The sequence below is a fragment of the Marinobacter pelagius genome, from assembly GCF_900114925.1.
Lineage (GTDB): Bacteria > Pseudomonadota > Gammaproteobacteria > Pseudomonadales > Oleiphilaceae > Marinobacter > Marinobacter pelagius.
Genome location: NZ_FOUR01000001.1, coordinates 55868 through 69797, shown reverse-complemented (window position 1 = coordinate 69797; position 13930 = coordinate 55868). Strand labels below are relative to the sequence as shown.

The window sequence follows — 13930 nt, the reverse complement described above, 5'->3', positions numbered from 1 at the left end:
GATTCTGATTGAAGCGTTGGTTGGCTTGTGCAACTCTGTAATGAACTGGAATTGACGAAAGGGTATCACGAAAATGAAGCGAATCGCTTACCCCGCCATACTGCTGATTGGCCTGCCCCTGGCGGCACTGGCCCAGGAAGAGGGTGCGCTGGATCAGGTTCCGGTGGAGACTCCGAAAGAGCCGGTGGTGGTGACCGATTACCAGCCGGAGGCCGAGGGGCCGGCCATTGTTATTCGCCCCGGTGAAAATGAGGTGTTCTACGAGTACCGGGTGAACGGCCAGCTTATGGAAATCAAGGTGGTTCCCGAGGTTGGGCCTGAGTATTACCTGGTGCCTGCCGATGGTGGTGGCTGGATCCGGGAAACCGAATCGGACCTGCTGGTGCCGAGTTGGGTGCTATTCCGCTGGTAACCGGTTTTTAGTATGAACATTCTAATTTTTGCCCGTATCTTGGTTAGTGAGATCTAAAGAAGGCCCGCGATTTAAGCAGTTAGCGGGCACGACGAATGTTCACGAAACCAAGGAGAGTCCATCATGGGTAAACTCAAGTCCTACCAGGAACAGATTCAGGAAATCGTAGACAAGGGCATCAACGCCGCAGAAGAGCAGCAGAAGAAAATCGCTGCCAAGCCGTTCGAGTACGCCGAGAAGCTGGAATCCGAAGCGCGCGAGTACAGCGTCAAGAACCTGCGCAAGCGCTACGATGGTTACAGCGAGAGCCTGTTTGAGCAGCTGCGTAGCCTGAACTCCCGTTTCGGCAACTTCGCTGCCGAGCTGGTGGCCAAGCTGGAGAAGGAAGCGGCTGAAGGTGCAGAAGCGGTTTCTGAAGCGGCCGAGGACGTGTCCGAGGCGGCCCAGGAAGCCAAGAAGAGTGTCGAGCCGAAGAAGCCGGCCGCTCGCAAGACCACTGCCCGCAAGAGCAGCAGCTCTGCAGCTGCCAAGAAGAGCACGGCCTCTGCTTGATCTGCATTGACGTGAAGATGGGGTCAGATGAAAACTTTCATCTGACCCCTTTTTGGTTACAGTCTCTGCCGGATCTGAATTGAAGACGGGGTCAGAAGAAAGCCTTCTTCTGACCCCATTTTTATGTCTGGCCTTTTACTGCTCGCCGGCTAGTTCCAGAGGCAGCGACCGTTCCTTGTCCGTGATCACTTCCAGCCGCTGGATATCTTTCCGATAGGTTTTTTTCAGCTCCACGATATCCTGGCGCTGGCTGGCGATATCCTGCTCGATTTCGTCAATCTGGGACTCAAGCCGCCGGATCTTGTCCAGGGTAGCTTGCGGAATGTCACGGCCTGCGCGCTCCATATCCGCGGCACGGCTCTGCTCGTTGTTGAGCTGGGATGAGATTACCTGGATGTTGCCGCGTTTGAGCTGGATCAGGCCATTCATTTCCCGCACCTTCCGGTGCATGGCTTCAACCGCCTGGTCCGGGTGGCTGTAACGCTTGAGCAGCAATTCGTCCTGCTCGCGCTGGCGTTCCCGTTCCTGTTGGCGTTTTTTCTCGGCCTTGCGGGCTGCAATCTCTTCTTCGGTTGGCGCCGGCGGGACGGTTTCGACCACCCGGCCGTTGCTGCCCAGGATGTCGTAGCCCCGCTTGGTGGCTTCCTGGGGAATGGTGTTGCTGATTACTACCTGGCCCTGTGCGTCAGTGTAACGATACATCTGGGCATTGGCCGGCAGTGAGGCGCCCATGGCCACTACCAGCAGCAATGCCGAGGAATACACAGACAGACGATTGCCCATCAGTCAGACTCCGTATTGATCACGGTATTCGGCTACCTTGTCCGCGTGGCCGGCAAACTCCGGGTTGGCCTTGAGGTAGTCGAGTACCTGTTCGAGGCGAATGATGCTGACCACCGGAATACCGAATTCCTTTTCCACTTCCTGGATGGCCGAGAGTTCGCCGTTACCTTTTTCCTGTCGATCGAGGGCAATTAATACGCCTGCCGGCTCGGCACCTGTAGCCCGGATAAGGTCAATGGACTCGCGGATGGCGGTGCCGGCGGTGATGACGTCATCCACGATCAGCACTTTGCCCTCCAATGGTGCGCCGACGATGTTGCCGCCCTCACCATGATCTTTCTTTTCTTTGCGGTTAAAGGCAAATGGTTTGCTGTTACCTTCTGTAGCCAGGGCCATGGCAGTAACCGTGGCCAAGGGAATGCCCTTATAGGCAGGGCCGAAAATGATGTCATAATCCAGCCCGCTGCGGCTGATAGCGGCGGCATAGGCTTTGCTTAGTTGCAGCAGGTCGTTTCCGGTGTTGAACAGTCCGGCGTTGAAAAAGTACGGGCTGGTGCGACCGGATTTGAGTGTGAACTCTCCAAAACGCAACACGTTCCGCTGGATGGCGAATTCGATGAAATCTTGCTGATAGTCGTGCATGACAAGGCTTCTGGCGGGAGTGGATCTTTAATTAGTGCGTAAAAACGGTATCATACACACAAACCGAATCAGGGAACACGTATGCGGGTAGTATCAATCAGCGTCAATGGCCTCGCCCAGGCTGTTGATAAGGGCTTTTTTGACTGGCTGGCCGACCAGGACGCTGACGTGGTTTGCGTTCAGGATCACCGCATGCGGGCCTACGAGATTGAAGACTACAATCTCATTCCCGAGGGCTACGAAGCCTACTTTATTGACGGCGAGAAGAACGAGCATGGCGGTGTCGGCATCTACACCCGTCATTTCCCCAAGGCGATCATGTACGGTTTTGCCAATGAGCAGGCCGACCGTGAAGGGCGTTTCCTGCAGGCGGACTTCGACAAGGTTTCTGTAGCCTGTGTGCTGGCACCTTGTGCGCTCGGGCGTGAGGAAGAGCTGATTGGCGAGGATGACCTGACTGTCCTGGATCACAAGGACGAGTTCATGGATGCCTTCGGTCTGCACATGCAGAAGACTCTGCGCAAGCGTCGCCAGTTTATCTTCTGTGCCAACCTGCAAACGGCCCATCATGTGACGGATGCCTCTCCGCTCTATCACAAGTTCGATTTTTCCGGTTTCCTGCCTCACGAGCGGGCGTGGCTGGATCGGCTGTTTGATGAGATGGGCTGTATTGATGCCTTCCGTGAGGTGAACAAGCAGAGCAATCAGTTCACCTGGTGGCCGGAGCAGGCTGAGGGTGCCCGTCGGAATGCCGGTATCCGGGTGGATTACCAGTTGCTGACGCCGGGGATTCGCAAGACTATCCAGGATGGCTGGATTGATACCTCAACCCGGTTCTCGGATCACGCGCCGGTGATCATGGATTACGACATCGAGGTTGGTTTTTAAACTTTATCTCGACTTCGGGGAAGCGCCGGCAGGGATGCCGCTCCCCAGACACGCTGCAAGCACCCCTCCGGGGTCCAGCCTGCAATCCCAGATTGCAGTCGTTCGTCTCTCGCATAAAGCTTCGCTTTATAAGCGCTCGGCCTCACCCCTGTGCGCTTGTTTCAGGCCATCCCTCGCCTTCAACAGTCTGGGGGAAAGTCGCCACACAGGCGCCCCAGACTTGTGAGTTAGCCTTCCAACGCTGTTTTCTGGATTTCAAACAACTGCTCAATACCCTGTTTCGCCAGGGTCAGCATGCTGTCCAGTTCTGACTGTTCAAATGGTGCGCCTTCAGCCGTTCCCTGGATTTCGATGAAACCGCCCTTGTCGGTCATGATGACGTTCATGTCGGTTTCGGCTTCGGAATCCTCCGGGTAGTCCAGGTCGACGACTGGTGTTCCCTTGTAAACCCCCACGGAAAGTGCCGCCACCATCTGCTTGAGCGGGGAGGTCTTCACTCGCTTTTCCGCTACCAGGTAGTTCAGGGCGTCCACCAGGGCTACACAGCCGCCGGTGATTGCTGCGGTGCGGGTGCCGCCGTCGGCCTGGATGACGTCGCAGTCGACGGTGATGGTGTGTTCGCCCAGGGCGGAGAGGTCTACTGCGGCGCGCAGGGAGCGGCCGATCAGGCGCTGGATTTCGACGGTGCGTCCGCCCTGTTTGCCGCGGGCGGCTTCCCGGCCCATGCGGCTGCCGGTGGAGCGGGGCAGCATGCCGTATTCGGCGGTGATCCAGCCTTTGCCTTCGCCGCGCAGGAAGGGTGGTACCTTGTTCTCGACGGAGGCGGTGCAGATTACTTTGGTGTCCCCGAATTCCACCAGCACAGAACCTTCGGCATGGCGGGTGTAGTTGCGGGTGATTCGGACGTCTCTGGGTTGCTCGGGCGTTCTGCCGCTTGGTCGCATAGTGTGTCCTGTAGTTGAATCTGAATGTCCGGACTCGGGTCCGGGCGGGGGTAATGAAAGGACAGCGAGTATAACACGCTCACCGGATAACACAGGTGGATCGTCCCTGCCTCTTTGGTCGGGTTCGCCGCAACTGTCAAGAGCCTGTTAAACTCCGGTGACTGCCAAACATGATGATTGGAGCCGATATGATCCGGAGTATGACTGCCTTTGCCCGGAAGGATGCCCGTGGAGACTGGGGCACCCTGACCTGCGAGATCCGCACCGTGAACCATCGTTACCTGGAGCCGTCGTTCCGGTTGCCGGAGGCGTTCCGGGAACTGGAAAACAAGTTCCGGGAGGAGCTGCGCAAGGGCCTGAAGCGGGGCAAGGTGGACATCTCCATGCGGCTTCAGTCCGCCGAGAACACCGTCCAGAGCTTTGAAATCAGTGACGAGATGGCGAAAGCGGTGAATGACGCTGCCAACCATATCAACCGGATGCTGGATAACCCGGCCCACATCAGCGCTCTCGACATTCTTCGCTGGCCCGGTGTGCTGTCGGTGCCGGAGCAGGACTACAGTGCGGCTAGGGAAGCGGCGGCGGAGCTGTTTGCCGATACCGTGGCCGAGCTGGTTACTGTTCGTGAGCGGGAAGGCGAGCGCCTGCGCCCCTTGTTTGAGGACCGGCTGGAGACCATGGGCAAGCTGGTGGCGGATGTTCGCGCCCGCATGCCGGAATTGCTCGAAGCCCAGGAGCGTAACCTGCGGGAGCGGTTCGAGAAGGCCAATGTCGAGCTGGATCCTGACCGGATCGCCCAGGAAATGGTGATGCTGGCCCAGAAAAGCGATGTGGCCGAAGAGCTGGATCGCCTGGATGCTCATATCGGCGAGGTTTCCGATACCCTGAAGCGGGATGACGCGATTGGCCGGCGCCTGGATTTTCTGATGCAGGAGCTGAATCGGGAAGCCAATACCCTGAGCAGCAAAAGTATCGATGCCGATGTCACCCGGGCAGCCGTGGACCTCAAGGTGCTGATCGAGCAGATGCGGGAACAGGTGCAGAACATCGAGTAAGGGATGACCCGAGGCGGATACCCGGACCCATGGACGATTTTCACTGGCATGCTCGCACTTCCAAGGAAGTCCTCGATCGTCTGGGTACCAGGGCCCAGGGTCTTTCGGCATCAGAGGCCCGGCGTCGGCTGAAAGACAGCGGGCCCAATCGCATTGAGCGAAACGGTCGTCGATCCTGGTACAGGATTCTTCTGCATCAGCTGGCCGATCCGATCGTCTACGTGCTGCTCGCCGCGGCGGTGCTTGCCATCCTGATTGGCAAGGTGACGGACAGTTTTGTGGTGCTCGCCGTCGTTGTGCTTAACACCACCATCGGCTTTGTCCAGGAGATGCGCGCCACCAAGGCCATCGAAGCATTGAGCCGGATGGTGCCCCAGAATGCCACGGTGCTGCGCAACGGCGACGCTAAATCGGTTCCCGCCCATACGGTGGTGCCGGGGGATGTGCTGTTGCTGCAGGCGGGAGACCAGGTGGCCGCCGATGTCCGGCTGCTTGAGGTCAATGGACTGCAGGTGGATGAGGCAGCGCTGACCGGGGAATCGCTTCCGGTGGCCAAGCAGGAAGAGCCGGTGGCGGATGACGCGGTGATTGGTGATCGTCATTCCATGGCTTTTGGTGGGACCCTGGTCACTGCCGGCACCGCGGACGCTGTGGTGGTCGCCACTGGCGCGAGCAGCGAGCTGGGGCGTATCTCCCGGCTGCTGAGTGAAACCGAAGATCTGCAGACCCCGCTGACCCGGCGGCTCGCCAGCCTGGTCAGGGTTATTTCCCTGGCGATCCTCGTGGTCGCGATTCTTATCTTTCTTGTCGGGATGTGGCGGGACAACTCGCTGCTCGACAGTGCGCTGGCCGCCATCACGCTTGCCGTTGCCTCGATTCCCGAGGGTCTCCCTGCCGTTATCACCATCGCCTCGGCCATCGGCGTACAGCGTATGGCGCGTCGCCGTGCCATCGTCCGCCACCTCCCCGCTGTTGAAACCCTGGGCAGTACCACTGTCATCTGTACCGACAAGACCGGCACCCTGACGCGCAATGAAATGACCGTCGAGGCGTTGTGGACGCCGGATCTCGAAGTGGAGGTAACCGGTATCGGATACGCGCCAGAAGGCGAGTTACGGGCCGGAGACCAGACATTGTCCCCGATGCCGGAGCAGGTTCACGACTTGTTGCTGGCAGGTTTGCTTTGCAACGACGCGGAGCTGGAGTGCAAGGACGGGCGCTGGCGAATCGTTGGCGACCCGACCGAGGGCGCTCTGGTGGTCGCTGCCGGTAAGGCGGAGCTGGACGAAGACTCGACGCGGGCGGCTTTCCCCCGGAAGGACGAGATCCCGTTCAGTTCGGAGAGCCAGTTCATGGCGACCCTAAATGACTCCGGCGACGGTGCCGACATGGTGTGTGTGAAGGGCGCGCCGGAGGTGATCGCCGGGATGTGCAAGGGATTCGCCGGAGGCCGACCAATGGCGGTGGAGCTTGTGCACGAAGCCGTGGAAACGTTGGCTGCACGGGGCATGCGCGTGCTGGCTGTTGCCATGGCAAAACCGTTGGCGGGCAAGGTGGAGCTGGAGTCCTCCGGCTGGCAGGACGAGCTTTGTTTTCTTGGCCTGGTTGGCATGTCGGATCCACCCCGCGATGAAGCCATTCATGCCGTCAGGACCTGTCAGCAGGCCGGCGTTGTGGTCAAGATGGTCACCGGCGATCATGCGGAGACTGCCCGGGCCATCGGCCAGAGTATCGGTTTGCTGGAGACCGGCGGCGAGGGTGCGCAGGTGGTGACGGGCGTGCAGATCGAGGCGGCAACCGATGCCGAGCTGCTTGAACTGGTGCACTCCACCAACGTTTTTGCCCGTGTGGCACCCGAGCACAAGCTGCGGCTGGTCAAGGCTCTCCAGGCCGGGGGGCAGGTTGTCGCCATGACCGGTGACGGTGTCAATGATGCGCCGGCACTGAAGCGGGCAGAGATCGGGGTCGCCATGGGTATCAACGGCACGGCGGTTGCCCGGGAGGCCAGCGACATTGTGCTGGCGGATGATAATTTCGCTTCTATCAGCGCTGCGGTGGAGGAAGGGCGGAGGGTCTACGACAACCTTTCGAAGTCCCTCGCGTTCGTGCTGCCCACAAGTCTGGGGCAGGCAATGATCATCCTGGTCGCGGTCCTCTTCTTCCCCGTCACCGACGGTCATCTTCTGATGCCGATCGAGCCGGTGCAGATTCTCTGGGTGAACCTGGTCGTTGCCATTGCGCTGGCGTTGCCACTGGCCCTGGAGGCCCGGGAGCCGGGCTTGATGAAGCGACCGCCGAGGCCGCCAAAGGAGCCTTTGCTGAGCCGGTTCCTGGTGGTTCGCACCTTTCTGGTCGGGGCCCTGATGACCGGTGGGGCGGCCGGGCTGTTCCTGCTGGAGTACACCGCCGATCTTTCCGAAGGGGCTGCGGTTGAGCTCGCCCGGGGCAAGGCCCAGACCATGGCGGTAACGACCATCATCCTGTTCCAGATGCTGTACTTGCTGAACTGCCGCTCTCTCACCCAGACATTCTGGCGGATCGGCTTGTTCAGCAATCTCTGGGTGTATCTCGGCATTGGGGTGACCCTGGTGCTACAGCTGGCCTTTGTCTATCTCGAGCCCCTCAACCTGCTTTTCCATACCCGGCCGCTGGACCCGGCTGATTGGCTGATGTCTGCCGGTGTGGCGTTTGCGGGGTTCCTGATTATCCTGGTGGAGAAATGGCTGTGGCGACAGAATGGCGGTGGGGAGCAGGTTGAAGATGGGGTCAGATGAAGGTCTTCATCAGACCCCTGGGCTTGAGACTCCTGGACTGGGGTCTGGCTCCGGGGCGATGGTCTGGAATGGGGTCAGATGAAAGTGTTCATCAGACCCCTGAGTAAAGACTGGCCTCGGGGTGGCGACTTGCAATGGGGTCTGATGAAATCCTTCATCTGACCCCGTCTTGCATATTCCCCCACATTCGCCGACCCTGCGGCTTTCACGTATAATCACCCGCTTTTCCAGCCCCAGGGGCGAGCAACACATCGACGTTCGGGAGTTTTCAATCATGAGTCAGGCCGGTGAGCAGGGCACCCTGTTTGTGATTTCTGCCCCCTCGGGTGCGGGCAAGACCAGCCTTGTGGCAGAAATGCTGAAGAATGATGCGAAGCTCGGCGTGTCGATCTCCCACACCACCCGCCCCATGCGGGAAGGGGAGCAGGACGGGGTGAACTACCACTTCGTCAGCCGGGATGAGTTCGAGGCCATGATCGCCCGGGGGGATTTCCTGGAGCATGCCGACGTCTTTGGCAACTACTACGGTACCTCCCAGGTCTGGGTCCGTGAGACCCTGGCCCGGGGCGAGGACGTGATTCTGGAGATCGACTGGCAGGGGGCCGAGCAGGTGCGCCGGCTCATTCCCGAATGCGTCAGCATCTTCATCGTCCCTCCTTCCGCCGAGGTGCTGCGGGAGCGCCTGACCGGACGCGGCACTGACGCCCCGGACGTCGTCGAACGCCGACTCAGGGAAGCGACCGAAGAATGCTCCCACGCGCTGGAGTTCGATTACCTGGTGGTGAATGACGATTTCCAGGTGGCACTGGCGGATCTGCTGGCGATTGTCCGCAGCCAGCGCCTGCGCATGCAGGTCCAGCAGGTCAGGCACAGGGATCTCCTGGCCGGGCTGTCTGGCAAGGCCTGATACGCGGTTTTCCTGTATACAAATTGAGCCGGTAGCAGTAAACTACGCGGTCTGCTGAAACAGTCATTTTTATTTGTCGGGGAAGTTATGGCACGAGTTACCGTTGAAGATTGTCTGGAAAACGTTGATAACCGCTTCCAGTTGGTGATGCTGGCTACCAAGCGTGCCCGCCAGATTGCGACCAAGGGCTTTGAGCCGATGGTTCCGGAAGAGAACGATAAGCCGACGGTCATCGCGCTGCGCGAGATTGCCGAGGGCAAGGTGACCCGAGATCTTCTGAAAGAAGAAGACGAGGATTGATCTCTGCGCAGGATATTTACCTATGCGCAAGTGAGAACCATTGAAATCTGTCCCCGCGGTTTTATAGTGTATCTATAGAACGTTGCTGGAAGGACCAGGAAGGACCCGGATGCGTGCATTCGGGTTTTTTTGTCCCTGAAATTCGAAAAGTGTGGAGGCGCGGTGTCGGCAGAGCCTACGGTTGAAGGTCTTGCCCAGGAGCTCAGTACCTACCTGGATACCAATCGCATCAATCAGGTGCGAAGGGCCTACTATTACGCCGAACAGGCTCACGAAGGGCAGATGCGCAAAAGCGGGGACCGCTACATTACCCATCCCCTCGCGGTTGCCCGCATCCTCGCCGAGCTGAAGCTGGACCATCAGAGCCTGATGGCGGCCATGCTCCACGATGTCATTGAAGACACCGGTATTCCCAAGGACGCCCTGGCCGAGCAGTTCGGCGAGGACGTGGCGGAGCTGGTGGATGGCGTCAGCAAGCTGACCCAGATCGAATTCCGCTCCCGGGCCGAAGCCCAGGCCGAGAACTTCCAGAAGATGACCCTGGCCATGGCCCGGGACATCCGCGTGATTCTGGTGAAGCTGGCGGACCGGCTGCACAACATGCGCACCCTCGGGCCCATGCCCTACGAAAAACGCCAGCGCATTGCCACCGAAACCCTCGATATCTATGCCCCGATTGCCAATCGCCTGGGTATGCACTCCATCTGTACCGAGCTTGAGGATCTGGGCTTCTCATCCCTGTATCCGATGCGCGCCAAATATATCTCCAAGGCGGTGAACAAGCTGCGGGGCAGCCACCGGGAAATCATCGAGGAGATTCGCGGCAGGCTGCAGGAAAAGCTGGAGGAAAGGGGATTGCCCGGCCGCATCCTCGGCCGGGAGAAGCACCTGAACAGCATCTACAACAAGATGAAGTTCAAACACAAATCCTTCCATGAAATCATGGATGTGTACGCTTTCCGGATCATCACCGACACCGAGGATGACTGCTACCGCATCCTTGGCGCGGTGCACAGTCTGTACAAGCCGCTGCCGGGCCGTTTCAAGGACTACATTGCCATGCCCAAGGCCAATGGCTACCAGTCCCTGCACACCACCCTGTTCGGCATGCATGTGAACATCGAGATCCAGATCCGCACCGAGGAGATGGAGCACATCGCCAACAACGGTATTGCGGCCCACTGGATGTACAAGAACGAGCCGTCCAATGTCACCAGCGTCAACCAGGCCAGGGTCGACCGCTGGGTGAAAGGGTTGATGGAGATGCGTGAGCGTGCCGATGATTCTCTGGAATTCATCGAGCACGTGAAGGTGGACCTGTTCCCCGACGAAATCTACGTGTTCACCCCCAAAGGCCGGATCATGGAACTGCCCAGCGGCGCCACACCGGTGGACTTTGCCTACGCCATCCATACCGACATCGGTAATGCGGCAGTGGCCTGCCGGATCAACCGTAATCTCGGTTCCCTGAGCCAGCCGCTGCAAAGTGGGCAGACGGTGGAGATCATTACCGCCCCGGGAGCGCGGCCGAACCCCGCCTGGCTCAGCTTCGTGGTCACCGGAAAGGCTCGCAGCAGCATTCGCCATGTCCTCAAGACCCAGAAACGGGCGGAATCCCTGGAACTTGGTCGCACCCTGTTGAAGAAGTCACTCAAGGGCTTTGGCACCAAACTCGCCGACATCAGCGACGGCCAGAAGCAGGCAGTGGTCAATCATAACCAGGTGAACAGTTTTGATGATCTGGTCAGTGACATCGGCCTCGGAAACCGTATGGCCTACCTGGTGGCGCGACAGCTGGTCAATGGTGCCGAAGGTACAGAGGCTGCCACGGTTGAAGCCGGGCGGCCGGCGGATCGAAGCCCGGTCACCATTCGCGGTACCGAAGGGTTGCTGGTGAAGTTCGCCAGCTGCTGCAAGCCGATCCCGGGGGATCCGGTGGTTGGTGTGATGGATTCCGGCAATGGCATGGTGATTCACTCCGACACCTGTTCCCGCCTGCCGGAAGACGACGAGGGCAGGGCGCGCCTCACTCACCTCAAGTGGGCCAAGGATATTACCGATGAATTTTCGGTCGAACTCCGGGTGGAGCTGGAGCGCCAGCGGGGCGTCATCGCGGAGCTGGCCAATGCGGTGGCCATGGCTGATGGCAACATCGAACGCATCAGCGTGGAAGACCAGAATGCCAAGTTCGGCATCGTCAGCCTGGTGGTGCACGTCAATGGCCGCCGCCACCTGGCACGGGTGATGCGCCGGATTCGCAACATCCGCGCAGTGACGCACATCAACCGTGTTCGTCACTAGGATCTCGACCAAAGGCCGGTTGACAGTTGCGGCCATCAGCGGCGAGCATTGGCGTTTTGGAAGAGAGGAATTCTGAGATCATGACCAACAAATCCGTAATCCAGACCGAAAATGCTCCCCAGGCGATCGGCACCTATTCGCAGGCGGTCAAGGCAGGGGACACAGTCTACCTTTCCGGTCAGATTCCGCTGGATCCGGAAACCATGGAAGTGGTTCCGGGGGATTTCTCCGCCAAGACCCGTCAGGTATTCGAGAACCTCAAGGCTGTCTGTGAGGCTGCCGGCGGTGAGCTCAAGGATATCGTCAAGCTCAATATCTACATGACGGATCTGGCCAATTTCGCCACCGTCAACGAGATCATGGCGACTTACTTCCAGGAGCCGTATCCGGCCCGTGCCGCCGTTGGCGTAGCAGCACTGCCGAAGGGCGTCCCTGTCGAGATGGAAGCGGTGATGGTACTCAGCTGAGGCTGTCGATCATCTCCCGGTACCCCGCCCGAAAGTCGGGGTACCGGAATGTAAACCCGCTCTCCAACAACCTCCTGTTACTGCATCGCTTGCTCCCGGCCCGGCCTCCCTTGCGGGCATCCGCCTGAGGCGGTTTGCAGGCAATCTGCTGCCTCACCCAGTCGACCACTTCGTCCAGTCTCACGGGCTCGCAATCACTCGCGATGTACACCGGTCCCAGTGTCTCTCCCGCCAGGGCCCGATCCACCAGATGAACGACGACCCGTGCCGCATCCACTTCGTGGATCCGGTTGCTGAACGGCGCTGGCGACTGGGGATTCATACGCCCCTCCATGACTTCCTCGAGGAAGCGCTGACGGCTGGGCCCGTAGATGCCGCTGAAGCGCACGATGGTCGCGGGGTGGATACTCTCGAGCGCGGTTTGTTCGCCGGCGATGATCTGCTGGCCACTGAATTTTGCCGGGGCGGTCTCGCTGGTTTCATCCACCCAGCCGTCATCGTCCTGGGCGTACACGCTGGTGCTGCTGACGAAGATCAGGCGTTTCAGCGGATGGTTCCCGATCGCGTCAAGCAGGTTGGCCAGCCCGGTGACATAGGCATTGCGGTAGCCTTCCTCGTCATAGCTGGAGGGGGTGAGGCAATAGATCACCACGTCCAGCCGGGCGGGAAGGGCGCCCGCCAGTGTTTCCGGGCGGGTCAGATCGGCGCTGATGCCGGTTACCCCTTCGGGCACCTTGCTTGCGTCCCGGCGCAGGCCGAACACCTCGGCATTCTCTAGCAAGGCACTGGCAATACTGCCACCGAGTTTCCCGCAGCCGGCGACCAGGATCCGTGGCAGATGCCCGTTTTCAGTGATTGCCATAGACAATTTCAATCCTTATGCTTGACCTCATAAATAAGTGAAACTTCGACCCGTACCTATCTGACCGGAGCTCACCATGACTCTTACCGAGTTACGATACGTCGTTACCCTCGCCCGCGAAAGGCATTTTGGCCGGGCTGCCGAGCGATGTCATGTCAGCCAGCCGACGCTCAGTGTCGCTGTCAAGAAGCTCGAGGACGAGCTGGGTATCCCCCTGTTCGAGCGGAGCAAAAGCAGTATCCGCGTGACAGAAACCGGTCAGCGCATCATCGAGCAGGCCCAGCGGGTCCTGGACCAGGTGAATGTCATCAAGGACATGGCCCAGGACGGCAAAAACCAGCTGAGTTCACCGCTGAAGGTCGGTGCCATTTACACCATCGGCCCCTACCTGTTCCCGCATCTGTTACCGGAGTTGCGCAGGGCGGCACCGGACATGCCGCTGTATATCGAGGAAAACTACACCGCCAACCTGCGCCAGAAGCTGCGGCAGTCGGAGCTGGATGCGATCATCATTGCGCTGCCGTTCGAAGAGCCGGAAGTGCTGACCCTGCCGCTGTATGACGAGCCTTTCGTGGTGCTGCTCCCGGCCGGCCACCCGCTGGCCAAAAAGGAGCAGCTCACCGCCGAGGAGCTGGCAAAGGAACAGTTGTTGCTGTTGGGGCCGGGACATTGTTTCCGGGACCAGGTGCTGGAATCCTGCCCGCCCATGGTGGAGGCGATTACCAAGCGGGTAGACAATGGCTCCCCCTCGCTGGTGACCGAGGGCAGTTCCCTGGAAACCATTCGCCACATGGTGGCCTCCGGGCTCGGGGTTACCGTGTTGCCCCTCTCCGCAGCGACGGCCATGCAGTATCACGAAGACATACTCGCCGTCCGGCCCTTTGCCCCTCCGGTGCCATTCCGGACAGTGGCCCTGGCCTGGCGGGTAACCTTCCCGAGGCCCAAGGCCATTGATGTGCTGTCCCTCGCGGCCAGTCAGTGCCGGGTGGTGGAGAAAGCGAAAACGGATAATCCGGCCGTCGCCGAATCCGCCTGAGCCCCAC

The 13930-nt window shown here is 59.6% G+C and carries 14 protein-coding genes; 10 read left to right on the top strand and 4 right to left on the bottom strand.

Annotated features, from left to right (window positions below; all coding sequences use genetic code 11):
• The first annotated feature begins 73 nt into the window (after window positions 1-73).
• Both BM254_RS00315 and BM254_RS00310 read left to right on the top strand, forming a co-directional pair.
• Window positions 74-412 (top strand): DUF2782 domain-containing protein, encoded by a 339-nt coding sequence (locus BM254_RS00315; RefSeq protein ID WP_091997353.1) that lies wholly within the window; start codon window positions 74-76, stop codon window positions 410-412.
• Between the two features lie 123 nt (window positions 413-535).
• Window positions 536-964 carry a hypothetical protein gene (locus BM254_RS00310; protein WP_091997351.1) on the top strand — a complete coding sequence of 143 codons (429 nt, stop codon included), beginning with the start codon at window positions 536-538 and terminating at the stop codon, window positions 962-964.
• 135 nt (window positions 965-1099) lie between these two features.
• On the opposite strand, the gene BM254_RS00305 is transcribed toward BM254_RS00310, so the two are convergent.
• Window positions 1100-1747 carry a DUF4124 domain-containing protein gene (locus BM254_RS00305; RefSeq protein ID WP_091997349.1) on the bottom strand — a complete coding sequence of 216 codons (648 nt, stop codon included), beginning with the start codon at window positions 1745-1747 and terminating at the stop codon, window positions 1100-1102.
• A 3-nt stretch (window positions 1748-1750) separates the two neighbouring features.
• Entirely contained in the window at window positions 1751-2389 is a 639-nt protein-coding gene (pyrE, locus tag BM254_RS00300; RefSeq protein WP_091997347.1) for an orotate phosphoribosyltransferase, read from the bottom strand.
• Window positions 2390-2470: 81 nt separating this feature from the next.
• Between pyrE and BM254_RS00295 the strand changes: the two genes are divergently transcribed.
• Window positions 2471-3277 (top strand): exodeoxyribonuclease III, encoded by an 807-nt coding sequence (locus BM254_RS00295; RefSeq protein ID WP_091997345.1) that lies wholly within the window; start codon window positions 2471-2473, stop codon window positions 3275-3277.
• A gap of 227 nt (window positions 3278-3504) precedes the next feature.
• On the opposite strand, the gene rph is transcribed toward BM254_RS00295, so the two are convergent.
• Entirely contained in the window at window positions 3505-4221 is a 717-nt protein-coding gene (gene rph, locus BM254_RS00290) for a ribonuclease PH (RefSeq protein WP_091997343.1), read from the bottom strand.
• Between the two features lie 188 nt (window positions 4222-4409).
• Here rph and BM254_RS00285 point away from each other — a divergent pair, with 188 nt between their 5' ends.
• From BM254_RS00285 to BM254_RS00260, 6 genes are all read left to right on the top strand, one after another.
• The gene (locus BM254_RS00285) at window positions 4410-5276 is read left to right on the top strand and encodes a YicC/YloC family endoribonuclease (protein ID WP_091999068.1); all 867 of its coding nucleotides are present in this window, start codon (window positions 4410-4412) and stop codon (window positions 5274-5276) included.
• 29 nt (window positions 5277-5305) lie between these two features.
• Window positions 5306-8050 (top strand): cation-translocating P-type ATPase, encoded by a 2745-nt coding sequence (locus tag BM254_RS00280; protein WP_091997341.1) that lies wholly within the window; start codon window positions 5306-5308, stop codon window positions 8048-8050.
• 274 nt (window positions 8051-8324) lie between these two features.
• Entirely contained in the window at window positions 8325-8957 is a 633-nt protein-coding gene (gene gmk, locus BM254_RS00275) for a guanylate kinase (protein WP_091997339.1), read from the top strand.
• An 87-nt stretch (window positions 8958-9044) separates the two neighbouring features.
• Window positions 9045-9257: a DNA-directed RNA polymerase subunit omega gene (gene rpoZ / locus BM254_RS00270; protein WP_091997338.1), complete on the top strand. Its 213-nt coding sequence runs from the start codon at window positions 9045-9047 to the stop codon at window positions 9255-9257.
• 162 nt (window positions 9258-9419) lie between these two features.
• A complete protein-coding gene (locus BM254_RS00265) occupies window positions 9420-11558 on the top strand; it encodes a RelA/SpoT family protein (RefSeq protein ID WP_091999065.1) in 2139 nt (712 codons plus the stop codon).
• An 80-nt stretch (window positions 11559-11638) separates the two neighbouring features.
• Window positions 11639-12025 (top strand): RidA family protein, encoded by a 387-nt coding sequence (locus BM254_RS00260; RefSeq protein WP_091997337.1) that lies wholly within the window; start codon window positions 11639-11641, stop codon window positions 12023-12025.
• Here BM254_RS00260 and BM254_RS00255 read toward each other — a convergent pair.
• Window positions 12018-12887 (bottom strand): NAD-dependent epimerase/dehydratase family protein, encoded by an 870-nt coding sequence (locus tag BM254_RS00255; RefSeq protein ID WP_091997335.1) that lies wholly within the window; start codon window positions 12885-12887, stop codon window positions 12018-12020. The genes BM254_RS00260 and BM254_RS00255 overlap by 8 nt on opposite strands.
• A 76-nt stretch (window positions 12888-12963) precedes the next feature.
• On the opposite strand from BM254_RS00255, the gene BM254_RS00250 reads away from it, so the two are divergent.
• Window positions 12964-13923: a hydrogen peroxide-inducible genes activator gene (locus BM254_RS00250; protein WP_091997333.1), complete on the top strand. Its 960-nt coding sequence runs from the start codon at window positions 12964-12966 to the stop codon at window positions 13921-13923.
• Window positions 13924-13930 lie beyond the last annotated feature (7 nt).